We start from the raw sequence: 21,959 nt of genomic DNA on the forward strand, positions 1-21,959 counted from the left end.
GCGAAGTCGAAGCGCACGTTCCGCCCTTGTCGCAAGGGTTGCCCTTGGCCTTCGACTTCGCTCAGGCTAAACGGGTCGAGGAAGAGCCACTCCGGCGAAGGGAAAGGGCGGGAGAAGCCCCCCGCCCCCGTCACTCACGCCGCCCGCGCGGCCTCGTCCAGCGTGGGGTAATCGATATACCCCTCCGGCCCCTGGCTGTACCAGGTCTTCATATCGCTCTCGTTGAGCGGCGCATCGGTGCGCAGCCGCTCGGGCAGATCGGGGTTGGCCAGGAAGGTCCGGCCGAACGCGATCCCGTCCGCGACGCCCGAATCGAGCGCGGCCTGCGCCTTTTCGCGGCTGTCATAGTCGCTGTTGAGGATCAGCGGCCCCTGGAACACCTTGCGGATCTGCGGCGACAGCTTGGGCACATCGCTCGCACCATAGGTGCCGTCCGGTCCCAGTTCGCGCAGTTCAAGGAAGGCGATTCCCAGATCCGACAGCATCTTCGCGGCGGGCACGAAGACCGAGGCGGGATCACTGTCGTCCACACCCTGGCTGTCGCCATTGGGCGAAAGACGGACGCCGACCCGCTCCTTGCCCGCGACCGAAATGACGCGCTCGGCAATCTCGCGGAGCAGGCGGATGCGATTCTCCGGCGAGCCGCCATAGGCGTCCTCGCGGTGGTTCGCCCCGTCGCGCAGGAATTCGTCGATCAGATAGCCGTTGGCGGCATGGATCTGCACCCCGTCGAACCCGGCGGCCAGCGCGTTGCGCGTCGCCAGTTCATAATCGTCGAGCAGACGCGGGATTTCCGAAAGTTCGAGCGGCCGCGCCGTCTCGAAATCCTGCTTGCCCTCGAAGGTGTGCGCCTGCCCCTCGGTGCGGGTGGCCGAGGACGACACGGGCTGCATCCCCGTGACCGAGCTGTGCACCTGACGACCCATATGCCAGAGCTGCGCGACGATCCGGCCGCCCGCCTTGTGCACCGCGTCGGTCACCGGCTTCCAAGCCGCCACCTGCTCGTCGGTCCACAGGCCCGGTGCATAGGGCCAGCCCAGCCCTTCGCGGCTGATGCCGGTGGCTTCGGAGATGATCAGGCCCGCGCTGGCGCGCTGGGCATAATATTGCGCCATGATCGGCGTCGGCACCGCCTCGCGCGTGGCGCGGGCGCGGGTGAGCGGCGCCATGAGGATACGGTTGGGGGCGTGGATCGCCCCGAGATCGATGGGGTCGAAGAGCGTTGGCATCAAATGCAATCCTTTTGCGGCCTTTCCGGCCTGACGCAACGCAGATAGGGCGTTAAGGGAGCCCATGCCCGTGTCCCGCCCCCCAAGAAAAAGTGAACAGACTGAAAGCGATGGTCTGTCGGACCGGAGCGGGCCCAAGGCGACGCCACCGCTGGCCTTCGCCGCGGTCATCCTTGCCAATGTCGCGCTCGCCTTCGGTCCGCTGTTCGTGCGGATGGCGGATACCGGGCCGGTCGCCTCGGCCTTTTGGCGGATCACGCTGGCCGCCCCCATGCTGGCGCTGGCCGCATGGCTGGGTCGCGCGCGGCCGCGGGCGCCGGGTCGGGCGCAGCCTGGATTGTGGATGCTGTTGCTGGTCGGCGGGATCGCCTTTGCCGGGGATCTGGGCGCCTGGCATATCGGCATCCGCCAGACGACCATGGCCAATGCCACGCTGTTCGGCAATTCGGCGACCTTCATCTTCCCGCTCTATGGCTTTTTGGCGGCCCGCGCCTGGCCGTCGCGGGTGCAGGGGCTGGCGCTGCTCCTGGCGGCGCTGGGTGCGGGGCTGTTGATGGGGCGAAGCTATCAGGTCGATCCGCGCCATCTGGTCGGCGACCTGATGTGCGTGCTGGCGGGCGTGCTCTATGCGCTCTATTTCATCCTGATGGCGCGGGTGCGGATCGCGATGCCGCCGATCCCCGCGCTTGCCTGGTCGACCATCGCCAGCATCTTGCCGCTGTTCCTCTTTGCGCTGGCGCTGGGCGAGCGGATATGGCCTGGCCACTGGACCCCGCTGGTGCTGCTGGCGCTGGGGAGCCAGATCGTCGGCCAGGGGTTGATGATCTATGCGCTGGGGCTGCTCAGCCCGCTGGTCGTAGGGGTCGCGCTGCTGGTACAGCCGATCGTCGCGACCGCGATCGGCTGGGTGGTTTACGGCGAGACGCTGGCGCTGCCCGATCTGGTGGGCGTCGCGATGGTCGCCGCCGCGCTGGTGCTGGTCCGGCGCGGATCGGCGGTTGCCAAGCCGGGCAATAGGGACGACGGGTGAGATGATGACCGAGGCTGCCATGACCGATGTTCAGGACCTGACTCTCGACGAGGTGCGCGCGCTGCTGGCGGACGGCATCGCGTCCAACGCCGCGTTCGACGGCTGGGGCGACGATGCCCGCGACATGGCGGCGGACGCGGCGGGCGTCGACCGCGACATTGCGCGACTCGCCTTCAAGGACGGCGCGGTCGCGATGATCGACGCCTGGTTCGCATCGATCGACCAGGCGATGGTCGAGGCCGTGCCCGCCGAACAGGCCGCGCAAATGAAAATCCGCCAGCGCATCACCGCACTGGTCGAGGCACGCCTGGCCGCCGTCGCCCCGAATCGCGAGGCGTTGCGCCGGGCGCTGACCATCCTCGCCATGCCGCAAAACGCCGCCAGCGGTGCGCGACTCGGCTGGCGCACGGTCGATGCCATCTGGGCGCAGGCGGGCGACGCCGCGACCGATTACAACCACTATACCAAGCGCGCGACGCTGTTCGCGGTCTATGGATCGACCATCGCGGTGTTCCTGAACGACGAAAGCGAGGATCATGCCGACACCCGTGCCTTTCTGGCGCGGCGGATCGAGGGGATCATGCGGTTCGAGAAGTGGAAGGCCGGCTTCGCCAAGCGCGGTGAGAATATGCCCAGCCTGTCGCGGTTTATCGGGCGGTTGCGGTATCCGGCGGTTTGATGTGATTCCCTTGGCCTTCGACTTCGCTCAGGCTGAACGGAGGTTGGCGGCTGGGCTGGACACCGAACCCCGTTCAGGCTGAGCGAAGTCGAAGGCCACGCCCCGGACCTCGACTCCCAACCCCAACATCCATTTCATCAACGGGTAATTGATAATCAATCGCACCGGCGTTATGTACGCTTTATGGCGATGCTCAGCAGTCTCGAAACCCTTCCCCGGCGGCAACCGGCGACCGTGGCCGCGATCGACTGGACCCAGCTGGCGCTGCCCGAGGCGCGCCGCCTGCGTGAATTGGGTTTCGACGAAGGGGTCGGCGTAGAGGTGCTGCACCGTGCCACGCTGGGCGGTGGTCCCATCGCCTGCCGGATCGGTCGCATGACCGTGGCGCTGCGTCGCCGGGTCGCCGCCTCGATCCGCGTCGCAACGGGCGCTTGAGGTCCGACCGAACGTAATGAACGCCGCACCGCTGGTTGCGCTCGTCGGCAATCCCAATGCCGGCAAAAGCGCCCTGTTCAACGCGCTCACCGGCGCGCGGCAGAAGGTGGGCAACTATCCCGGCGTCACCGTCGAGCGTCATTCGGGCCGACTGGTGCTCGACGACGGTCGCCCGGTCGAGCTGGTCGACCTGCCCGGCGCCTATAGCCTCGATCCCGGCAGCCTGGACGAACAAGTCACGCGCAACGTCGTGATGGGATCGCAGGCGGGCGAGCGCCGCCCCGACGCGCTGGTCGTGGTGGTCGATGCCGCCAATCTCGACAACCACCTGCGCTTCACGCTTCAGCTGATCGCGCTCGGCCTGCCGGTCGTGGTCGCGCTCAACATGGTCGACCTGGCCGAACGCGACGGCCTGACGCTCGATGCCGATATGCTGGCGCGCGAGCTGGGCGTGACGGTCATCCCGACCGTCGCCGTCCGCCGTCGCGGGCTCGACACGCTGAAGGCCGAGATCGACCGGCTGGTCACGGAAAGCCGCAGCCAGCCCGTCGCCGCCGCCGACCGGATAGACGATATCGTCACGCTGCAACGCCGCGCTCGCCAGATCGCCGCCAGCGCGACCGTGGCCGAGACGCCGACGCGCCGCTGGACGCACATGCTCGACTCGGTCGCGCTGCATCCCATTGCCGGGCCGATCCTGCTGATCGGGCTGCTCTTCATCATGTTCCAGGCGGTCTTCGCCTGGTCCGAGGCACCGATCGGCTGGATCGAGCAGGGCTTCGTCTGGCTGGAGGCGCAGGTCGGTGCGACCCTGCCCGAGGGCTGGTTCCGCAGCCTGATCACCGACGGCCTGATCGCCGGTGTCGGCGCGGTCATCGTCTTCCTGCCGCAGATCCTGATCCTGTTCCTGTTCATCCTGGTGCTGGAGGCGACCGGATATATGGTCCGCGCCGCCTTCCTGATGGATCGGTTGATGGCGCAGGTCGGGCTGTCGGGGCGCGCCTTCATCCCGCTCCTCTCTTCCTTCGCCTGCGCGGTGCCCGGCATCATGGCGACGCGCACCATCGACGACGAGAAGGACCGGCTGACCACGATCCTGATTGCGCCGCTGATGACCTGTTCGGCGCGGCTGCCCGTCTACACCATCATCATCGGCGCCTTCATTCCGGATCGGCAGGTGCTGCCCTTCGTCGGTTTGCAGGGTCTGGTGCTGCTCGGCCTCTATCTGATGGGCATTGTCGGCGCGTTCGTCGCGGCGCTGCTGCTCCGCCGCACCGTCACCAAGGGCGCGTCGTCGGGCTTCATGATGGAGATGCCCAAATATCAGTGGCCGCATATCCGCGACGTCCTGCTGGGCCTGTGGAGCCGCGCGCTGATCTTCCTGAAGCGCGCCGGGACCACCATCGCGCTGACCACCGTCATCCTGTGGGCGCTGCTGTCCTTCCCCAAGCCGCCGGAAGGTTCGGGCATCTCACCGGTCGATTATTCGATCGCGGGCCGCATCGCGAGCGGGATCGAGGTCGTGGTCCGCCCGATCGGTTTCAACCGCGACATCGCACTCGCCCTCGTCCCCGCCATGGCCGCGCGTGAAGTGGCGGTGGCCGCCATCGGTACCGTCTATGCCATCGACGATACCGAACATGAGGGCGGGCAGAAGGCGATGACCGACAAGCTGAAGCGCAACTGGTCGCTGCCCACCGCGCTCGCCTTCCTGATGTGGTTCGTCTTCGCGCCGCAGTGCATTTCCACGATCGCGGTGACGCGTCGGGAAACCAATGGCTGGAAGTGGCCGGCCTTCATGGTAGGGTATCTCTTCGTGACCGCCTATGTCATGGCGGGCATCACATACTGGCTGGCCATATTCGCCGGCCTCTAGGCAAGATACAGGACTGATACATGGCGGGCAGCGTCAACAAGGTGATTCTCGTCGGCAATCTGGGACGCGATCCCGAGAGCCGCTCCTTCCAGAATGGCGGCAAGGTGGTCGAGCTGCGCATCGCCACGTCCGAATCGTGGAAGGACCGCAACAGCGGCGAGCGCAAGGAAAAGACCGAGTGGCACACGGTCAAGATCTTCAACGAGGGTCTGGCCAATGTCGCCGAGCGCTTCCTGCGCAAGGGCTCCAAGGTGTACATCGAAGGCGCGCTGACCACCCGCAAGTGGCAGGACCAGCAGGGTAACGATCGTTACTCGACCGAGGTGACGCTGCAGGGCTTCAACTCGGTACTGACCATGCTCGACGGCCCCGGCGGCGGTCAGGGCGGCGGCGGTGGCCGCGGCGGCAGCGACTTTGGCGGCGGTGACGATTTCGGCGGCGGCGATTTCGGTGGCGGGTCGAGCGGCTTTGGCGGCGGGTCTTCGGGCGGCGGCTATGGCGGTGGATCGCGCAACCAGAGCGGCGGCGGGAACCAGAGCGGGAACGGGGGCAACCGTGGCGGGTTCGGACAGGGCGGCGGCTTCGCCGACGATCTGGACGACGACGTTCCGTTCTGATCGGACACGGTTTCCCTGAGAGGCGGAGATGGACAAGACGCCGGAAGACGATGCGACGACCTGTCATGGCGTGAGCGTGGCGGAGATCCCCGCCCCCACGTCCATGAATGAAGCCGACCGCGCCGCCGTCATCCGCGCCTATGATCTGGCGGGCTATCGCGACAGCGGCCAGCTCGACGATCTGGCCGCCTTCGCCTCCGAACTGTGCGGCACCCCGATCGCGCTGGTCAGCGTGGTCGAGGAGGAAACCCAGCAATTCCTGGCGACGGTCGGCATCGACGCCGATCAGACGCCGCGCGATACGTCGTTCTGCGCGCATGTGATGGTCGGGCGCGCCGAGACGATGGTCGTCCCGGATGCGCGCAGTGATGTGCGCTTTGCCGATTATTCGCTGGTGAAGGGGCCGCCGCATATCCGCTTCTATGCGGGGGCCAGGCTGCTTTCGCGCGAGGGCATCCCGCTGGGCGCGATCTGCGTCATCTCGCCGGAACCCCGGCCCGAAGGGCTGACCCCGTTCCAGCGGCGCGGGCTGGAAGTGCTCGCCACCGCCGTCATGGGACGCTTGCAGGACCGCCGCGCCCGGCGCGAGCATGAGCAGGCGGTCGAGGCCTCCGAGGCGCGCGTCGCCGACAGCGAGCAGCGCTTTCGCACCCTGGCCGACACCATGCCGCAAATGGTCTGGTCGACGCAGCCCGATGGCTTTCACGACTATTACAATGCCCGCTGGTACGAGTTTACGGGGATGCCCGACGGCTCGACAGATGGCGAGGCCTGGAACGGCATGTTCCATGCCGAGGACCAGGAGCGTGCCTGGTCCCGGTGGCGGCACAGCCTGGCGACCGGCGAGCCCTATCAGATCGAATATCGGCTGCGGCACAGCGACGGCACCTATCGCTGGGTGCTGGGCCGCGCGCTGCCGATCCGCGATGCCGAGGGGAACATCACCCGCTGGTTCGGGACCTGCACCGACATTCACGAGCAGAAGCTGGCGCTGGAAGAACGCGAGATCGTCAGCCAGGAACTCAGCCACCGGATCAAGAACATCTTCGCGGTGATCTCCGGCCTGATCGCCTTTGCCGCGCGCAGCCATCCGGGCTTTGTCGGGATCGCCAGCGACCTGCGCGACCGGATCACCGCACTGGGCCGCGCGCATGACTTCGTCCGCCCGCACAGCCCCCAGTCCCAGCCCAAGGCGCGGCAGGATTCCTTGCACGGGCTGCTCGGCGACCTGTTCGAGCCCTATCGCGGCGACGAAGACGTCTCGCGCATCCAGGTCACCGGCGACGATGTGTCGGTCGACGACCGTTCGGCGACGCCGCTGGCGCTGCTGTTCCATGAACTGGCGACCAATGCCGCCAAATATGGCGCGCTGTCGATCCCGACCGGCCATGTCGAACTGGCCGTCCACCGCGACGATGGCGAGATGGTGACGCTCTGCTGGCAGGAGATGGGCGGGCCGAAGCTGGATGCGACGCCGGATCACAGCGGCTTCGGTTCGCAGTTGGTCGAGCTGTCGGCGGTCCGCCAATTGGGCGGCAACGTCCGCCGCGACTGGCAGCCGGACGGACTGGTCGTGACGATCGAGGTGCCGCTGGCGGCGTTCAGCCGTCCGCCGGGCACGGGACCCTGCCGGTAACGAGGGATCACTGGCGCGAGTGGCGCCAGTCTGTTGCCTACATGGCGATGCCCAGGGGGATGACGTCTTCCGGTGCGGCCTGCCCGGCCCCCGTCGCCAACGCGGCGGCGGCAAGGATGGCGCGTTCGCTGAACGGCTTACGGATATAGCCCAGCGCCTCGATCCCATTGCCGATCTGCGAAGGATTGGCGGTGACGAACACGATCTTCACGCCATAATCCTCGGCGATACGGCGCGCGATCTCAGGCCCCGTCGCGCCGTCACGCAGGTTGACGTCGACAAAGGCGAAGGCACAGCCCGGTGCACATTCTATCGCGGAGCGGCTATCTGCCGCGATTCCGGCCACATTATAGCCGGCGTCGGTCAGGATGCGCTCCAGATCGAGGGCCACGAAAATTTCGTCTTCCACGATCAGGGCGGTTTGGCTCATGTCAATTTCCCGTCACTTTCGGGGTCAACACTCTTGATCCAGATAAAGTTCCGCTATTGTTGTCATTTCACCGACGCAACAAAAATACTGCGTGTTCGGCCCGGAAATTGGCCGCCGCCGCGCTGGTCGGGCGACCGCGCGACAGGAACCAGCTGCCCTCGACGGTGATCCGCCGCTGACGGACAAAGGCGCGGAAATCGTCGATCGTCACATGGTGGATATTGGGCGTGTCATACCATTGTTCGGGCAGCAGCGGCGTCACCGGCATGCGTCCGCCCCACAGCAGCGACATCCGCACCCGCCAATGCGCAAAATTGGGGAAGGAGACGAAGGCGCGCTGGCCGATCCGCAGCAGATGGTCGAGCACCTGGTCGGGGGCGCGCGCGGTCTGCAGGGTCTGGCTGAGGATCGCATAGTCGAACCCCTTGTCGGGATAGCCCACCAGGTCGACATCGGCATCGCCCTGCACCACCGCCAGTCCGCGCGCCACCGCCGAGGCGACATTGGCCGGATCGATCTCCAGCCCACGCGCGTCCACCCCCGCCTCGTCGCGCAACGCCGCCATCAGCTGTCCGTCGCCGCAACCGATATCCAGCACGCGGGCGCCGCGCGCGACGTGGCGCGCGATGATCGCCAGATCGGGACGCAGCACCTCGCTCATGACTCGGCCCGCAGGAAGCCGTCGATAACCCGGTTCATCTCGGGCGCCTCGAGCAGGAAGGCGTCGTGGCCGTACGGGCTGGACAGCTCGACGAAGCTGGCCGCCGCACCTGCCGCGTTCAGCGCCTGCACCACGCTGCGCGACTCGGAGGTGGGATAGAGCCAGTCGGTGTCGAAGCTGACGATGCAGAAGCGCGTGGCCGTGCCCCGGAAGGCATTGGCGAGCAGCCCGCCATGCTCCTCGGCCAGATCGAAATAATCGAGCGCGCGGGTGATGTAGAGATAGGAGTTGGCGTCGAAGCGGTCGACGAAGCTCAACCCCTGATGCCGCAAATAGCTCTCGACCTGGAAATCCGCGTCGAAGCCGAAGCTCTTCGCGCCGTCCGGCCGGTCGGGCCGCGCCTGGAGCCGCCGCCCGAACTTCTCGGTCAGCCCCGCTTCGGACAGATAGGTGATGTGCGCCGCCATCCGCGCGACGGCCAGGCCCGCCGCGGGGGGATCGTTCGACTCGTAATAGGCGCCGCTGCGCCATTTCGGGTCGGCCATGATCGCCTGCCGCCCGACCTCGTGGAATGCGATGTTCTGCGCCGAGTGCCGCGCGGTCGAGGCGACCATGACGCAGGCGCGCACGCGTTCGGGGAAGGTCGCGGCCCAGTTGATCGCCTGCATGCCGCCCATCGATCCGCCGACCACCGCCTTCAGCTGCCCCACGCCCAGATGGTCGAGCAGCATGGCTTGCGCGCGCACCATGTCGCGGATGGTGATGACGGGGAACCGCATCGCCCAGGGCTCGGCGGTCGAGGGGTCGATGGTCGCCGGGCCGGACGATCCCATGCAGCTGCCGATGACGTTCGAGCAGATGATGAAGTGTCGCGCCGGGTCGATCGGCTTGCCTTCCCCCACCAGCCGCGTCCACCAGCCGGGCTTGCCGGTGCGCGGATGGGGCGAGGCGACATGCTGGTCGCCGGTCAGCGCGTGGCAGATCAGGATGGCGTTGGAGCCATCGGCATTCAGCGTGCCATAGGTCTCATACCCGATCTCGACCGGGGACAGCAGTCCGCCACCGTCGAGCCGAAGCGGCCCAGGCAGCACGACATGCCGCGACAGACCGAAACGCTGGTCGTCGCCAAGGGGTTGCCCAAGGGATTGCGTAGAAACGGAAGCGGCCATGGAGCGATATCCGCTAGGCCGCGATGCTTGGCAACGCAAGTACATGGCCGCTATGGCGTTCGCCATGACCGAGCTCAAAGCCCCCGAACCGATCTCCTGGGTCCAGGCCATCGCGCCTTACGTCCCCGGCCGCGCGACGACCGCTGACGGGCGCAAGGTCATCAAGCTTTCGGCCAATGAGAATCCGCTGGGCACCAGCGAAAAGGCGCGCGCCGCCTTCGCCGCCGCCGCCGCCCAATTGGAGCGTTACCCCGATCCGGGCGCGACCGCGCTGCGCGAAGCCATCGGCGTGGTGCATGGGCTGGACCCGGCACGGATCATCTACGGCACCGGCTCGGACGAAATTCTCCACCTTGCGGCGGGCGCGTTCGCGGGGCCGGGGGACGAGATCATCCATGTCCGCTACGGCTTTGCAGTCTATGAGATTGCGACCCGCCGCGTCGGTGCAGAGCCGGTGGTGGTCGCCGACCATGATTACGCTACCGATGTCGATGCGATCCTGGGCGCCGTGACGGACAAGACCAAGGTCGTCTTCGTCGCCAACCCCAATAACCCGACCGGCACCTATGCGGGCGCGGGCGAGATCGCGCGGCTGCACGCCGGCTTGCCGCGCCATGTCCTGCTGGTCCTCGACCAGGCCTATGCCGAATATCTGGAGCCGGGCGAGGATGACGGCGGTCTCGCACTGGCCGAACGGGCGGGCAACGTGCTGGTCTCGCGCACCTTCTCCAAGATTCACGGCCTGGCCGCCGAGCGGATCGGCTGGGGCTATGCCGCAGGCCCCATCATCGACGCACTGCACCGTATCCGCGCGCCGTTCAACGTGACCATCGCCGGACAGAACGCCGCGATCGAGGCGATCCGCGACCGCAACTTCGTCGAGGCGTCGCGCGCGCACAATGCCCAGTGGCTCGGCTGGTTCGAGGAGCAGATCGCGAGCCTCGGCAATGCGGGCCTGCGCTGCGTACCGTCCAAGGCGAACTTCTCGCTGGTGCTGTTCGAGGGCGCACTGACCGCCGAGCGTGCCTATCACGGGCTGATGGACGCCGGCTATATCGTCCGCTGGCTGCCCAGCCAGGGGCTGGGCCATGGCCTGCGCATCACCATCGGCACCGAGGACGAGGTGAAGGGCGTCGTCGCCGCGCTTCGCCAGATGGTCGAGTCGGAGGCGAAGGGGGCCTGATGCTGCCCTTCGCGCGGATCACCATCATCGGGCTTGGCCTGATCGGCTCCTCGGTCGCGCGGGCGACGCGGAAAGCGATGCCGACCGCGCGGATCACCGCCTATGACGCCGATCCGGCGGTGCGCGAGACGGTGCGTGCGCTCGATCTGGCCGATGACGTGGCGGACACGGCGGGGGCGAGCGTGATCGACGCCGATCTCGTTATCCTGTGCGTGCCGGTCGGCGCGATGGGCGCGGTCGCGGCCGAGTTCGCCGACGACCTGCCCGCCGAAGCGATCGTGTCCGACGTCGGCAGCTGCAAGGGTTCGGTCCTGGCCGCGCTGACCGAGGCGTTGCCCGGCGCGACGATCATCCCCGCCCATCCGGTCGCGGGCACCGAGCGTAGTGGGCCGGAGGCGGGCTTCGCCACTTTGTTCCAGAAGCGCTGGTGCATCGTCACCCCGCCCGAAGGTGCGGATGAACTCGCCGTCCAGCGGGTCGCGGAATTCTGGCGGCGGCTGGGCGCCGATGTCGAGACGATGGCCCCCGACCATCACGACCGGGTGCTGGCCGTCACCAGCCATTTGCCGCACCTGATCGCCTATACCATCGTCGGCACCGCCAGCGATCTGGAGGAAGTGACCCAGTCCGAGGTCATCAAATATTCGGCGGGCGGCTTCCGCGACTTCACCCGCATCGCCGCGTCCGACCCGACCATGTGGCGCGACGTGTTCCTGACCAATCGCGAGGCGGTGCTGGAGATGCTTCAGCGCTTTTCCGAGGATTTGAGCCAGCTGCAACGCGCGATCCGCTGGGGCAAGGGCGACGAACTGTTCGACCTGTTCAGTCGCACCCGCACCATCCGCCGCTCGATCATCGACCAGGGCCAGGACGACGCGCGCGAGGATTTCGGACGGAATCACGAAGGGTAACCCATTCCTCCCCAAGCTGTGCTTGGGGAGGGGGACCGCCCGGCGCAGCCGGGTGGTGGAGGGGCATGACCACAAGCGGTGACACCCCTCCGTCAGTCCTGCGGACTGCCACCTCCCCTTACAGGGGCGGAAATTTCTCCAGCGCATTCATCGCCGCATGAACCCTTGCCTCCGCTTCCTCGCGCGGCAGGCCGGGCGGGATCACCTCGCCGAAGCGTAGCGTCACCACTCCCGGCCGCTTCAGGCCCTTTCGCGGCCACACGATCCCCGAATCGGTCGCCACCGGCACCACCGGCAGGCCCAGCATCCGGTAGAGCCCGGCAAAACCGGGCTTCAGCGGCGGCGTCTCGCCGGGCTTTACCCGTGTGCCTTCGGGGAAGATCATGATCGCCCGCCCCTGGTCGACCGCCACCTTCGCATCGCGCATCATGCCGCGCATTGCCTTGGCCGAGGCCGAGCGATCCACGACGATCGCGCCGTACTTGCGGACCGTCCATCCCCAGACCGGGATATTGGCCAGCTCACGCTTCAACACCATGGCCGGGCCGTTCAGCAGGCGTTGCAGTTCCATCGTCTCGAACATCGCCTGATGCTTGGCGGGGTAGAGCGCCGGGGTGGTCGGCCGCGTGCCCTCCACCTTCACGCGGATACCCAGGATCCAGCGGGTGCAGAGCCGGTGAAATGTCGTCCAGCCCGTCGCCCAATGGACCACCGCATGACGCCCCCCCACCGCCACCAGCGGCGACAGCAGCGCCATCATCGCCGATATCGGATAGAAGATCGCGACAAACACGATGTTGCGAAGAAGAATCACGCGCCAATCCCCGTCCAAAGCGCGACCCTGCGCAGGATCAGCTTGTTATATTCATTGACCAAGGTGCCGATGCGCGGTTCGGACGGCACGCCGTCGCCCAGCACCAGCACCTCTTTACCGAGCGCGGCGGTCAGCTCCATCCTCGCGCGCGGCAGATGCCAGTCGGAGGTGACGAGCCGCACCGTGCGATAGCCATGCTGGCGCACCCAGTTCGCCGTTTCCTCGGCATTGGAGCGGGTGTCGACCGCCTCGCCGCCCAGATCGATGCAGCAGGAAAACAGCGAAGGGGATGTGCGATAGGTGCGCGCCAGATCGATCGGCCGCACGCCGGGTGCGACGCCCGTGACCAGCATCCGCTTCGCCTGATGCGCCTTCAGAAGGGCGATGCCCCGGTCGATCCGCCCCGGCCCGCCGGTCGGCACCACGATAGCATCGGTGGTGTTGTGCTCCAGCGGATGCGGCAGGGTCAGCATGAAGGCCGCGAACCCCAGGCACCAGGCGAGCGCCGCCAGACCGATCAGCCGCAGCATCAGAGCATCCGCCGCATCTGGCGCAGCACCGCCAATCGCGCCGCGCCCACCGCCAGCACGACGAAAGCGAAGGGCAAGGCGATCAGCATCGCCATATCCCCCAGCCCCAGCCGCATGCCGCCCAGCAATTCCGAATCGAGCGCGCCCACCTGTCCCGCGATCAGCAGGATTGCAGCCCCGGCCAGGATTCCACCCGCCACCGCCCCGATCCCCGCGTCGAGCGCGATCCGCCGCTGGAACAGCCGCGCGACCTGCCGGTCGGTGGCCCCCAGCATATGAATGACCTCGATCGTGCCGCGATGCGCCTCCAGCCCGGCGCGCGCCGCCAGCATGACGACCGCCATGGTCGCGACCAGCATCAGCAGGATGATCGCCCCCGCCAGCCACGCCGCGGTGTCGAGCAGCCGCCCGACCGGCCCGAGCCAGGTGGCGTGGGCATCGACCCGCGCCGCCGGGCTCGCCCGCATTACCGCCTTGCGGACGCGGGCGATGGCGGCGCTGCCGTCGCTGGTCAGGTCGACATCGATCAGCGCCGGGACCGGCAGTCCCGCCGCCTCCGCATCGGTGCCCAGCCAGGGTTGCAACATCCGCGCGAGATCGGCCTGCGCCACCGGCGTCGCCAGCGCGACGTCCGGCTGGGCACGCAGCACCCCCAGCACCTGCGCGGCGGCGGCGTCACGGCGCTGCGCCTCGCCCTCGACGATCTGGACGGTCAGTCGCCCCGCCATCTGCCGGTCGAGCGCGCCCGCCGCGCGCGCGGTCGCCAGCCCCGCCGCCCCGGCCAGCAGGGTCAGGAACAGCATGATCGCGATCACCCAGCTCATGACATGCGCGCCGCCGCCATCGTCCAGCGCGCGCGCCTCGGCCCCCGTCGCGCGGGTCTTGCCCCCGCGCTTCACAACCCGCTCCGTACGATGGTGGAGGGCTTGGCGTCGGGACGCGCCGGTATCGGGGGTGGTGACGCTGGGGCGGGCGAGGCGACAGGCGGATGCGGATCGGGATCGACCAGCCGCCCGCGCTCCAGATGCAGATGATGCGCCCCCGGTACCCGCTCGATCAGATGCCAGTCATGCGTCGCCATGACGACGGTGGTGCCCAGCCGGTGGAGCGAATGGAACAGATGCAACAGCCGCTCGGCCATGGCGGGATCGACATTGCCCGTCGGCTCGTCGGCGACCAGCAGTTCGGGCCGCGCGATCACCGCGCGCGCGATCGCCACCCGCTGCTGCTCACCGCCCGACAGGGTGGCGGGGCGCGCGGCCGCGCGTTCGGACAGGCCGATCCAGTTCAGCATCTCGCGCACCGCCCGCGCGACGTCCGATTCGGCCATGCCCGCGACGCGTAAGGGGAGCGCGATATTGTCCGCCGCCGACAGATGCGGGATCAGCCGGAAATCCTGGAACACCACCCCGATCCGCCGCCGGAATCCGGGCAGGCGGTCGCGCGGCAGGATCACCGCATCCTCGCCGAACAGCCGGATGATGCCCCGGCTGGGCCGCTGCGAAAGATAGAGCAGCCGCAGCAGCGAGGTCTTGCCCGCCCCGCTGGCCCCGGTCAGGAAATGGAATTGGCCCGAACGCAGCGTGAAGCTGACGTCGCACAGGGTCTCTTCCCCGACGCCGTAGCGCAGGCCGACATTCTCGAACTGGACGATGTTCGCCATGCCTTCATGGCCTTGGCATGGGCGGGCGCGCGCTTCAAGTTCCGCGCTTCAATGCTTGCCACGCCTAGGGGCGGCGTGCTTACTGGATTATCGAAGGGGGCCTGACTGATGAGGGATGGCCCTGACCGTCCGTCGATCCGTCCTGTCCTGAAGTGCCCCATCGCATGATCCTCGAATGCCCTGAGTGCCGCACCCGCTATCTGGTGCCCGACAGTGCGATCGGGCTGGAGGGGCGAACCGTGCGCTGCGCCAATTGCCGGCACAGCTGGTTCCAGTCGCCGCCCGAGCCGGAGGCCGAGGCAGAGCGGCCGCTACCCCCGATCGCGCCCCCGGCCGCGACGCCCGTCGAGGACGTGGAACCGCGTGAGGCCTTTGCCGAACCGCCGCCTCCCCCGCCGCCGGTCATGGCACCCCCGCCCGCCCCGCCGATCCTGACCCAGGAGGATTCGGGCTTCGACGCCTTTGCCCATCGCCCGCCCTTCCGCGCGCGGCGCAACCCGGTGCGGCGCTGGACCATCGGTGCGGTGCTGGCGGGGTTGCTGATGCTGGTCGCGACCGCCGCGATCCTGTGGACCGGGATGCCGGGCATTGGCGGCTGGTTCGGCGTCGGCAGCACCGAATCGGCGCTGGAGCTGCGGTCCAACCCGATCGAGCGGCGCGAGCTCGAGAATGGTTCGGAACTATTTGCCATTTCGGGACAGATCATCAACCCGTCCTCGACCGCGCAGCGCGTGCCCGACCTGCGCGCCGAGTTGAAGGATGCGCAGGGCCGCGTCGTCTTCTCCTGGGCGATCGCGCCGCAGCAGCGGACCCTGGGGCCGGGCGCGTCGATGGACTTCAATTCGGCCAAGCTGGACGTGCCGCCGAGTTCCAAGCGGCTGGACCTGAGCTTTGCGGGTGAGGGTAGCGGGGCGAATTGAGGCGTCGAAGCCTGAGCTACCCCCGCAACCGCCGCGCAATGGCGCAGAACCGCGTTCCGTGCAGGGCCGCCGCCACCAGCATCCCTATCCCCGATGCCCAGGCCAGCGCAGGCGCACCCCAACCGCTCGCGACCAGCCACCAGCCGACCCCGCCGGTGACGATGAAATAGGCGATGATGCTGTTGATCCCCGCCGCCACCTGATCGCCCAGCGAGCGCAGCGCATAGACCAGCACGACCTGCACCCCGTCGAACAGGATGAAGGGCGCCCAGATCATCAGCATCACCATCGCCGCCGCATGCGCCTCGGGCAGGGCGGGGAAGGCGCCGACGATCGCAGCGGGCATCGTCCATAAGATCAGGCTGCACGCGCCCATGGCCAGCGCGGCGATCCCGACCGCCAGCAGGGTGCGCGACACCGCCGCCGGGGCCGCGCCCTCGCCCACCGCATTGCCCGCGCGCACCCCGGCCGCCGATCCCAGGCCGATCGCCAGCGCGAAGGTGACGTTGTGGACCGAGAAGACGATCTGGAAACCATGCGCGGTCGCATCGCCCAGCCGGGTCGACAGCGCGATCAGGATTGCGAACCCGGCCAGTTCCAGGCCCGAGGCGATGGCGGGCACCATCCCGAATCGCGCCAGCCCGACCGCGCCCGCCAGCGTCGGCGCCCAGGCGGCCCGGTCCAGCCGCCGCACGCCGCGCTGCTCGCCGCGCGGCAGCCGCATCGCACTGGCCACCATCGCCACCGCCCCCAGGGCCGAGGCGATGACCGTCGCCAGCGCCGCGCCGACCGCCCCCAGCGCAGGCAGTCCCCATTCGCCGCCCGCCAGTGCCCAGGCGAGAACGGCATTGATCGGCAGGATCGACAGATTGACCATCGTCACCCGGCGCGGGCGGCTGATCCCCTCCAGAAAGAAGCTGGCGGCGATCATGACCATCTGGAACGGATAGCCCAGCGCCATGACGGCCACGACGCGCGCGCCCGGCTCGATCAACGCGGGTGCGACCCCGATCCCCGCCAGCAGCCGCGCCCCGCCCAGTCCCAGGATCAGCATCGCCGCCACGCCCAGGATCAGCCCCAGCACCAGGCCGTCGCGCAGCGCCCGGCCCGTTTCGGGCAGGTCGCCCGCTCCGTCGGCCCGCGATGCGCGGACCAGCACCCCCGACAGCCAGGCCAGGCCGGTGACGATCGCGACATAGGTCAGCGACCGGCTGGCCGAGAGCGCGGCGACCTCATGCTCGCCCACCCGTCCGACCACGATCACATCGGTGACGTGCAGGATCGTCCAGTTGAGGCTGGTCAGCATCACCGGCCAGGCAAGACCCAGAAGACGGCGCGCTTCGGCTCGATCGGGACGAAGGGAAAGCGTCATACCCGGTCCCTAAAGCCTGAAAGCGACAGAAAGAAGCATCGGCGCGGGTCGACAAATGCACGTTACCGAAGAAACGCCCGACGAAAGGCATTGCGCTGTCCGTATCGCTTTGCTAGGGGCACCGGCCTACCAGCCCTCCGGCTTGCCGGTGGTGACTATCGAGTGCGGTCGTGGCGGAATTGGTAGACGCGCAACGTTGAGGTCGTTGTGGCCGAAAGGCCGTGGAAGTTCGAGTCTTCTCGACCGCACCAGATTTTCCGAAAATCTTCGAGAACCAGCTCGGAGCGATGTGGTCGCCCGGTTTGCCTGGGCCGTTGCCATGCCGGATCGACCTTCATCTATTCCTCCCCTGCAAGGGCAGGCCGTAGGCCTGACGAAGGGGTGTCCCGGCTCGAGAGGTTGGGCCTCGTCCACGACTGGCGCACCCCTCCACCATCCTTCGGATGTATGCGAGCGAGATAGTGCCCTCAGGACCCTCCCTTCCGAGGGAGGAAAGAAAAGGGGCGCAGCCTGAATGTCGATCGGGCTCAAGCATTTACCTGGCAAAGACAAAGTTTGCGTAACCCTCTCCCCTCAAAGAGGTGAGGGAAGAAGAGGCAGAACGGGATAGCGATGGGGCTTATCGCAGCCCGACGATCGCCGCGAGTGTATCCATCGACAACGGCGAGACGAATCGGAAGCCGAAACGGCCATCCTGCACCCAGCAGACGGTGCCGGAAATCACGGTGCCCAGCGGCTTCACGACGATATGCCCCGCCAGCCCCGTCTGCACCGGCCCTTCGGCCTGGAGCTTCGCGCCGCCTGCCGAAATGTCGAGCATCGCGGTCGTGAACTTGTGGGTGCCCAGCCGGACATCGGCGGTCAGTGCGACGGGGAAGCGCGGCGGACGCGGAACCGTGTCGTCTTCATTCTCGTGCGAGAAGATCTGCTCATAGGGTTGCGGCGAATCGAACTGAATGCCCGCCTTGCGCCCGTTTACCCAACGCACGGTCCCGGACACGGGCGACAGGCCGCGCACCTCGATCGTGATCGAATCACCCACATTGGGCACATCGACGAATCGCGCCATCAGGCCGGAGGCGGAGATATTGTGGACCAGGCAGACGCCCGGCACATCGGCGCAGACCTTGCCCAGAAGAAGGACGGCCGAATGCCGCTTGCCCGTACGGCGTTCCGCCGACGCGCCCTGCTGCTGTTCGACCTGTTCCATCCCTGCCCTTTCCACCGATCTCACCCCGAATTCGGCTTGCTTCTTCTCTATTAGCCGATCCCGTATAAAAGACTAACACGTTTGACCCGATATCTTTGCAGGAAGATCTTCGACATTCCGCCGGTTCAGGCGAGCGCAAGACGCGATGCGGCATCGGCCGCTTGTGGTCATGTCCAAAGCCCTGTAATTCGCAAGCCGTCCCATGCCTCGCGCGTCGTCTTCCCGGTCCACCCGGCCCCGCTCCTCCAAGCCCCGCTCTCCCTGGCGGCGCCGGATCGTCGTAACCCTGCAGGTCCTGATCGGGCTCGCCGTCCTGGCGGTCGGTGCGCTGGTCATCGCGGTCTTCGTCGCCAAGTCGCAGCTGCCGAGCTTCGAGGAGCTGAAATCCTCGCCCAACGGCCAGATGATCCGGATCCATGCCGCCGACGGCACGGTGATCGTCTCGCTCGGGCCGAGCTATGGCGAGTGGCTGTCCTATGACCAGATTCCGATCGTCATGCGCGACGCGACCATCGCGGTCGAGGATCGCCGATTCCGCCAGCATCCCGGCGTCGACCCCATCGGCATCGCCCGCTCGGTCGAGGTCCGGCTGGAAAAGGGTCGCTGGAAACAGGGCGGCTCGACCATCACCCAGCAGATCACGCGTACCATCTTCCTGAACAACCAGAAGAAGTTCGGCCGCAAGTTCCGCGAGGCGATCCTGGCGCTGGCGATGGAGCTGAAATTCTCCAAGAACCAGATCCTCGAACTCTATCTGAACAAGGTCTATTATGGCGGCGGGGCGTACGGCATCGATGCGGCCGCCCGCAAATTCTTCGGCCACGGTGCCGAGCGCCTGAGCCTGTCCGAGGCCGCGGTGATCGCGGGTCTGGTCAAGGCGCCGTCCAACTATTCGCCGACCGCCGATGCCGAGGCCGCTGTGGGCCGCGCAGGCGTGGTCATCCAACAGATGGAGCGCAACGGCTTCATCACTCCGGCACAGGCCGCCAATGCCGATCCGCAGGCGCTGAAGCTGGCGCCCGAGCCGAGGCAGAATTCGGTCCGTTACTTCACCGACTGGGCGCTGCCCCAGCTCGACACGCTGATCGACGAGCAGAGCGCGCCGCTCGACGTGTGGACGACGCTCGACCTCAACATGCAGCGCGCCGCCGATGCCGCGGTTCGCCAGGATGCCCCGCCCGGAACACAGGGCGCGCTGGTCAGCCTGGACCGCGACGGCGGCGTGCGCGCGATGGTCGGCGGGCTCGATTACGTGTCCACCAACTATAATCGCGCGACGACGGCGGTCCGCCAGCCGGGTTCGGCGTTCAAGCTGTTCGTCTATCTCGCCGCATTGGAGGCCGGTCACAAGCCCGAGGACAAGGTGGTCGACGAGCCCGTCACCATCGACGGCTGGTCCCCCCGCAACGATTCGCGCCGCAATTCGGGCAGCGTCTCGCTTCGCACCGCCTTTGCCTATTCGCTGAACACCGTGGCGGCGAAGCTGGGCCAGGAGGTGGGGTTCCAGACGGTCGCCGACATGGCGCGCCGCTTCGGCATCACCACGCCGGTCAACACCCACCCCTCGATGGTGCTCGGCACGTCCGAAGTGCGGGTGATCGACATGACCAGCGCCTTTGCCAGTATCGCTAACAAGGGCGTGAAGGTGACGCCCTATGGCATCACCAAGGTCGTGGCGAACGGCCAGACGATCTATACGCATGAGGTGGATCGTAGCCATGTGCTGGTCGCGCCCTATGTCGCCGCCGAGATGACCGACCTGCTCCAGACCGCGGTCAACACCGGCACCGGCCGCGCCGCCCAGATCGGACGGCCGGTCGCGGGCAAGACGGGCACGACCACCAGCTCGAAGGACGGCTGGTTCCTGGGCTTCTCCAGCGGGATCACCACCGGCGTGTGGATGGGCCGCGACAATGGCAAGCCGGTCGCCGGGCTGCACGGCGGCACCGCGCCCGCCAAGGCCTTTGCCGATTATATGCGCGTCGCGGTCGCCAACCGCCCGATCGAGCAGTTCGACACCCAGGTCACGCTGCCCGAATGGCAGCTGGAGCCGGACGAGGAGAGCTATTTCGGCCAGCCCGACAATGGCGTCTCGGCGGTCGACGCCGATGGCAATCCGCTGCCCCTGCCCAGCGCAGGCGCGGCGGAGGACGGCAGCGAGGCGGTCGAGATCCCGACCCACCGCGAACCGGGCGCTCCGGTTCCGATCCAGCAGCCGCAGCCGGGAGCGCCGGATCCTCAGCAGCCGCAGCCGCCTCAGGCTCCGGCCCAGCCGCAGCGGCTGGACCAGGCCTGGATCGACCGGGTGACGGGTCGCGGGGCGGGCGGCGCGGCGGCGCGCGATCCGCGCACCCCCGCCAACGGCCCGCGCGGCTCAATCCGCGAGCGTCAGGACGACCGACCGAACCAGTGAAGCCCCGCGCCATGCTGCCGCAACCAGGCGGTGGCAGGCGCCGGGTCCTCGCCCAGCAATTCGGCGACGAGCGCGTGGAAGGCGGGGGCGTGGTTCATATGGACACGGTGCGCCACCTCATGCGCCACCGTCGCGCGGCGGACATAGCCGGGCGCCAGGATCAATCGCCAGCTATAGCGGATCGCACCGGTCGAGGCGCAGCTGCCCCAGCGCGCCTTGGGATCGGCGACGCTGACCTTGGACACGGTAACGCCCGCCAGACGCGCGACCTCCGCCGTCTCGCGCGCCAGCGTCTCCAGCGCCTGTCGCTTCAGCCAGGCCTCGACCCGGCGGCCCAGCGTCTCGACCGGGCCGGAGGCGAGCAGCCGGTCGCCGTCGCGCTGGATGACGCGGGCGCGGCCCTCTTCCCATTCCAGCGTCAGCACCGTGTCGCCGAACGGGATCGCCCCGCCCGGCACGAAGGGCTGCGGATGCGGCAGGCGAGCCCGCTGCGCGGCGATCCAGTCCTTCTTGTCCTCGGCCCAGGCGAGCGCCTTTTTCAGCCCCGCCCGCTTGGGCACGACCAGCCGGGCGGTGCCGGTGGCGGGATCGACGCTGAGGCGGATGGTCTTGGCAGTCGGATGACGGACGACTTCGTCGATCACAATTCCCGGTCCACGATATGGTTTTCGAAATCGCCCGCGTCATCCTCGCTGATCGTCCAGCCGCGCACCGACTGTCCGGCGCGGTGCACCGCCTCGCGGTCGCCGCAGATCAGATAATGCCAGTCGGGCAGCGGCTCGTTCGCGGCACGCAGGCGATAGGCGCAGGTGGTGGGCAGCCAGTCGATCGACCGGACATTGCCCATGGTCAGCCGCACGCATTCGGACACATAGGCGCGGCGGTGACGATAATTGGAGCATTGGCCGCTGCGCCGGTCGAGCAGGCGGCAGGCGACGTTGGTCGGCACCAGCTCGCCCGTCTCCTCATCCTCCAGCTTGTGGATGCAGCATTTGCCGCAGCCGTCGCACAACGCCTCCCACTGCGCGCGGTCGAGGCTTTCGATCGGCTTTTCCCAGAACCGTTCCATCAGCACCGCTCCACGAAGTAGGTAACATCGCAAGTGTCCTTGTCGCGGGCGGCGCGGGCGAGGGTGCTGTAGAACGATACCTCCGCCATCTTCACTGCGGCGAGCAAAGCCC

At 67.8% G+C, this 21,959-nt stretch carries 22 protein-coding genes and 1 tRNA gene; 11 read left to right on the top strand and 12 right to left on the bottom strand.

Features of this window, described 5'->3' with window-relative positions:
- Positions 1-134: 134 nt before the first annotated feature.
- Positions 135-1,229: an alkene reductase gene (locus tag GGQ89_RS15110; protein ID WP_056436234.1), complete on the bottom strand. Its 1,095-nt coding sequence runs from the start codon at positions 1,227-1,229 to the stop codon at positions 135-137.
- 64 nt (positions 1,230-1,293) lie between these two features.
- Between GGQ89_RS15110 and GGQ89_RS15115 the strand changes: the two genes are divergently transcribed.
- The 6 genes from GGQ89_RS15115 to GGQ89_RS15140 all read left to right on the top strand — a co-directional run bounded on the left by GGQ89_RS15115 (position 1,294) and on the right by GGQ89_RS15140 (position 7,502).
- Positions 1,294-2,259, top strand: coding sequence for a DMT family transporter (locus GGQ89_RS15115; protein ID WP_184106270.1), 966 nt, complete (start codon positions 1,294-1,296; stop codon positions 2,257-2,259).
- A 19-nt stretch (positions 2,260-2,278) separates the two neighbouring features.
- Positions 2,279-2,938 carry a COQ9 family protein gene (locus GGQ89_RS15120; protein ID WP_380865155.1) on the top strand — a complete coding sequence of 220 codons (660 nt, stop codon included), beginning with the start codon at positions 2,279-2,281 and terminating at the stop codon, positions 2,936-2,938.
- Between the two features lie 189 nt (positions 2,939-3,127).
- Positions 3,128-3,373, top strand: a complete 246-nt coding sequence (locus GGQ89_RS15125) for a FeoA family protein (protein WP_172839704.1) — start codon at positions 3,128-3,130, stop codon at positions 3,371-3,373.
- 16 nt (positions 3,374-3,389) lie between these two features.
- The gene (gene feoB, locus GGQ89_RS15130) at positions 3,390-5,249 is read left to right on the top strand and encodes a ferrous iron transporter B (RefSeq protein ID WP_184106272.1); all 1,860 of its coding nucleotides are present in this window, start codon (positions 3,390-3,392) and stop codon (positions 5,247-5,249) included.
- Between the two features lie 20 nt (positions 5,250-5,269).
- On the top strand, positions 5,270-5,866 hold the full coding sequence (ssb, locus tag GGQ89_RS15135; RefSeq protein WP_184106273.1) for a single-stranded DNA-binding protein: 597 nt from the start codon (positions 5,270-5,272) through the stop codon (positions 5,864-5,866).
- A gap of 103 nt (positions 5,867-5,969) precedes the next feature.
- Complete coding sequence (locus GGQ89_RS15140; RefSeq protein ID WP_184106274.1) at positions 5,970-7,502, top strand: sensor histidine kinase; 1,533 nt, start codon at positions 5,970-5,972, stop codon at positions 7,500-7,502.
- 37 nt (positions 7,503-7,539) lie between these two features.
- On the opposite strand, the gene GGQ89_RS15145 is transcribed toward GGQ89_RS15140, so the two are convergent.
- The 3 genes from GGQ89_RS15145 to metX all read right to left on the bottom strand — a co-directional run bounded on the left by GGQ89_RS15145 (position 7,540) and on the right by metX (position 9,762).
- Positions 7,540-7,932, bottom strand: a complete 393-nt coding sequence (locus tag GGQ89_RS15145; protein WP_056436247.1) for a response regulator — start codon at positions 7,930-7,932, stop codon at positions 7,540-7,542.
- Between the two features lie 67 nt (positions 7,933-7,999).
- The gene (gene metW, locus GGQ89_RS15150; protein ID WP_184106275.1) at positions 8,000-8,593 is read right to left on the bottom strand and encodes a methionine biosynthesis protein MetW; all 594 of its coding nucleotides are present in this window, start codon (positions 8,591-8,593) and stop codon (positions 8,000-8,002) included.
- Entirely contained in the window at positions 8,590-9,762 is a 1,173-nt protein-coding gene (gene metX, locus GGQ89_RS15155; RefSeq protein ID WP_184106276.1) for a homoserine O-acetyltransferase MetX, read from the bottom strand. The genes metW and metX overlap by 4 nt, the downstream gene beginning before the upstream one ends.
- A 64-nt stretch (positions 9,763-9,826) precedes the next feature.
- Between metX and hisC the strand changes: the two genes are divergently transcribed.
- Both hisC and GGQ89_RS15165 read left to right on the top strand, forming a co-directional pair.
- Complete coding sequence (gene hisC / locus GGQ89_RS15160; RefSeq protein ID WP_184106277.1) at positions 9,827-10,945, top strand: histidinol-phosphate transaminase; 1,119 nt, start codon at positions 9,827-9,829, stop codon at positions 10,943-10,945.
- On the top strand, positions 10,945-11,856 hold the full coding sequence (locus GGQ89_RS15165) for a prephenate/arogenate dehydrogenase family protein (RefSeq protein ID WP_184106278.1): 912 nt from the start codon (positions 10,945-10,947) through the stop codon (positions 11,854-11,856). Before hisC ends, GGQ89_RS15165 begins: the two co-directional genes overlap by 1 nt.
- Before the next feature lie 118 nt (positions 11,857-11,974).
- Here GGQ89_RS15165 and GGQ89_RS15170 read toward each other — a convergent pair whose 3' ends face one another.
- Genes GGQ89_RS15170 through ftsE form a run of 4 tightly spaced genes read right to left on the bottom strand, consistent with a single transcriptional unit; the run spans position 11,975 to position 14,863 of the window.
- On the bottom strand, positions 11,975-12,670 hold the full coding sequence (locus GGQ89_RS15170; RefSeq protein ID WP_156361203.1) for a lysophospholipid acyltransferase family protein: 696 nt from the start codon (positions 12,668-12,670) through the stop codon (positions 11,975-11,977).
- Positions 12,667-13,203: a YdcF family protein gene (locus tag GGQ89_RS15175; RefSeq protein WP_184106285.1), complete on the bottom strand. Its 537-nt coding sequence runs from the start codon at positions 13,201-13,203 to the stop codon at positions 12,667-12,669. Before GGQ89_RS15175 ends, GGQ89_RS15170 begins: the two co-directional genes overlap by 4 nt.
- The gene (locus GGQ89_RS15180; protein ID WP_184106279.1) at positions 13,200-14,099 is read right to left on the bottom strand and encodes an FtsX-like permease family protein; all 900 of its coding nucleotides are present in this window, start codon (positions 14,097-14,099) and stop codon (positions 13,200-13,202) included. Before GGQ89_RS15180 ends, GGQ89_RS15175 begins: the two co-directional genes overlap by 4 nt.
- Positions 14,096-14,863, bottom strand: coding sequence for a cell division ATP-binding protein FtsE (gene ftsE, locus GGQ89_RS15185; protein ID WP_240456363.1), 768 nt, complete (start codon positions 14,861-14,863; stop codon positions 14,096-14,098). Before ftsE ends, GGQ89_RS15180 begins: the two co-directional genes overlap by 4 nt.
- A gap of 164 nt (positions 14,864-15,027) precedes the next feature.
- Between ftsE and GGQ89_RS15190 the strand changes: the two genes are divergently transcribed.
- The gene (locus GGQ89_RS15190; protein ID WP_184106280.1) at positions 15,028-15,783 is read left to right on the top strand and encodes a zinc-ribbon domain-containing protein; all 756 of its coding nucleotides are present in this window, start codon (positions 15,028-15,030) and stop codon (positions 15,781-15,783) included.
- Between the two features lie 16 nt (positions 15,784-15,799).
- On the opposite strand, the gene GGQ89_RS15195 is transcribed toward GGQ89_RS15190, so the two are convergent.
- Positions 15,800-17,155 (bottom strand): MATE family efflux transporter, encoded by a 1,356-nt coding sequence (locus tag GGQ89_RS15195; RefSeq protein ID WP_184106281.1) that lies wholly within the window; start codon positions 17,153-17,155, stop codon positions 15,800-15,802.
- A gap of 164 nt (positions 17,156-17,319) precedes the next feature.
- Here GGQ89_RS15195 and GGQ89_RS15200 point away from each other — a divergent pair.
- Positions 17,320-17,406, top strand: a tRNA-Leu gene (locus GGQ89_RS15200).
- A gap of 368 nt (positions 17,407-17,774) precedes the next feature.
- On the opposite strand, the gene GGQ89_RS15205 is transcribed toward GGQ89_RS15200, so the two are convergent.
- Positions 17,775-18,365, bottom strand: a complete 591-nt coding sequence (locus GGQ89_RS15205; RefSeq protein ID WP_184106282.1) for a PilZ domain-containing protein — start codon at positions 18,363-18,365, stop codon at positions 17,775-17,777.
- A 202-nt stretch (positions 18,366-18,567) separates the two neighbouring features.
- Here GGQ89_RS15205 and GGQ89_RS15210 point away from each other — a divergent pair, with 202 nt between their 5' ends.
- Positions 18,568-20,778 (top strand): transglycosylase domain-containing protein, encoded by a 2,211-nt coding sequence (locus GGQ89_RS15210; protein ID WP_240456364.1) that lies wholly within the window; start codon positions 18,568-18,570, stop codon positions 20,776-20,778.
- Here GGQ89_RS15210 and GGQ89_RS15215 read toward each other — a convergent pair.
- Positions 20,754-21,422: a M48 family metallopeptidase gene (locus GGQ89_RS15215; RefSeq protein WP_058745953.1), complete on the bottom strand. Its 669-nt coding sequence runs from the start codon at positions 21,420-21,422 to the stop codon at positions 20,754-20,756. The genes GGQ89_RS15210 and GGQ89_RS15215 overlap by 25 nt on opposite strands.
- The gene (locus GGQ89_RS15220) at positions 21,419-21,847 is read right to left on the bottom strand and encodes a YcgN family cysteine cluster protein (protein WP_056436278.1); all 429 of its coding nucleotides are present in this window, start codon (positions 21,845-21,847) and stop codon (positions 21,419-21,421) included. The genes GGQ89_RS15215 and GGQ89_RS15220 overlap by 4 nt, the downstream gene beginning before the upstream one ends.
- Positions 21,848-21,959 lie beyond the last annotated feature (112 nt).

Origin of the sequence: Sphingomonas yabuuchiae (genome assembly GCF_014199595.1) — a bacterium.
Classification (GTDB): Bacteria; Pseudomonadota; Alphaproteobacteria; order Sphingomonadales; family Sphingomonadaceae; genus Sphingomonas; species Sphingomonas yabuuchiae.

Bases quoted from the DNA above. Each gene is read 5' to 3' on its own strand.
- GGQ89_RS15145 (WP_056436247.1), bottom strand. From the start codon at position 7,932: ATGAGCCAAACCGCCCTGATCGTGGAAGACGAAATTTTCGTGGCCCTC.
- GGQ89_RS15220 (WP_056436278.1), bottom strand. From the start codon at position 21,847: ATGGAACGGTTCTGGGAAAAGCCGATCGAAAGCCTCGACCGCGCGCAG.
- metW (WP_184106275.1), bottom strand. From the start codon at position 8,593: ATGAGCGAGGTGCTGCGTCCCGATCTGGCGATCATCGCGCGCCACGTC.
- GGQ89_RS15125 (WP_172839704.1), top strand. From the start codon at position 3,128: ATGCTCAGCAGTCTCGAAACCCTTCCCCGGCGGCAACCGGCGACCGTG.
- ftsE (WP_240456363.1), bottom strand. From the start codon at position 14,863: ATGGCGAACATCGTCCAGTTCGAGAATGTCGGCCTGCGCTACGGCGTC.
- GGQ89_RS15115 (WP_184106270.1), top strand. From the start codon at position 1,294: ATGCCCGTGTCCCGCCCCCCAAGAAAAAGTGAACAGACTGAAAGCGAT.
- GGQ89_RS15210 (WP_240456364.1), top strand. From the start codon at position 18,568: ATGCCTCGCGCGTCGTCTTCCCGGTCCACCCGGCCCCGCTCCTCCAAG.
- feoB (WP_184106272.1), top strand. From the start codon at position 3,390: ATGAACGCCGCACCGCTGGTTGCGCTCGTCGGCAATCCCAATGCCGGC.
- GGQ89_RS15120 (WP_380865155.1), top strand. From the start codon at position 2,279: ATGACCGATGTTCAGGACCTGACTCTCGACGAGGTGCGCGCGCTGCTG.
- hisC (WP_184106277.1), top strand. From the start codon at position 9,827: ATGACCGAGCTCAAAGCCCCCGAACCGATCTCCTGGGTCCAGGCCATC.
- ssb (WP_184106273.1), top strand. From the start codon at position 5,270: ATGGCGGGCAGCGTCAACAAGGTGATTCTCGTCGGCAATCTGGGACGC.
- GGQ89_RS15195 (WP_184106281.1), bottom strand. From the start codon at position 17,155: ATGACGCTTTCCCTTCGTCCCGATCGAGCCGAAGCGCGCCGTCTTCTG.
- GGQ89_RS15165 (WP_184106278.1), top strand. From the start codon at position 10,945: ATGCTGCCCTTCGCGCGGATCACCATCATCGGGCTTGGCCTGATCGGC.
- GGQ89_RS15110 (WP_056436234.1), bottom strand. From the start codon at position 1,229: ATGCCAACGCTCTTCGACCCCATCGATCTCGGGGCGATCCACGCCCCC.
- GGQ89_RS15205 (WP_184106282.1), bottom strand. From the start codon at position 18,365: ATGGAACAGGTCGAACAGCAGCAGGGCGCGTCGGCGGAACGCCGTACG.
- GGQ89_RS15190 (WP_184106280.1), top strand. From the start codon at position 15,028: ATGATCCTCGAATGCCCTGAGTGCCGCACCCGCTATCTGGTGCCCGAC.
- metX (WP_184106276.1), bottom strand. From the start codon at position 9,762: ATGGCCGCTTCCGTTTCTACGCAATCCCTTGGGCAACCCCTTGGCGAC.
- GGQ89_RS15140 (WP_184106274.1), top strand. From the start codon at position 5,970: ATGAATGAAGCCGACCGCGCCGCCGTCATCCGCGCCTATGATCTGGCG.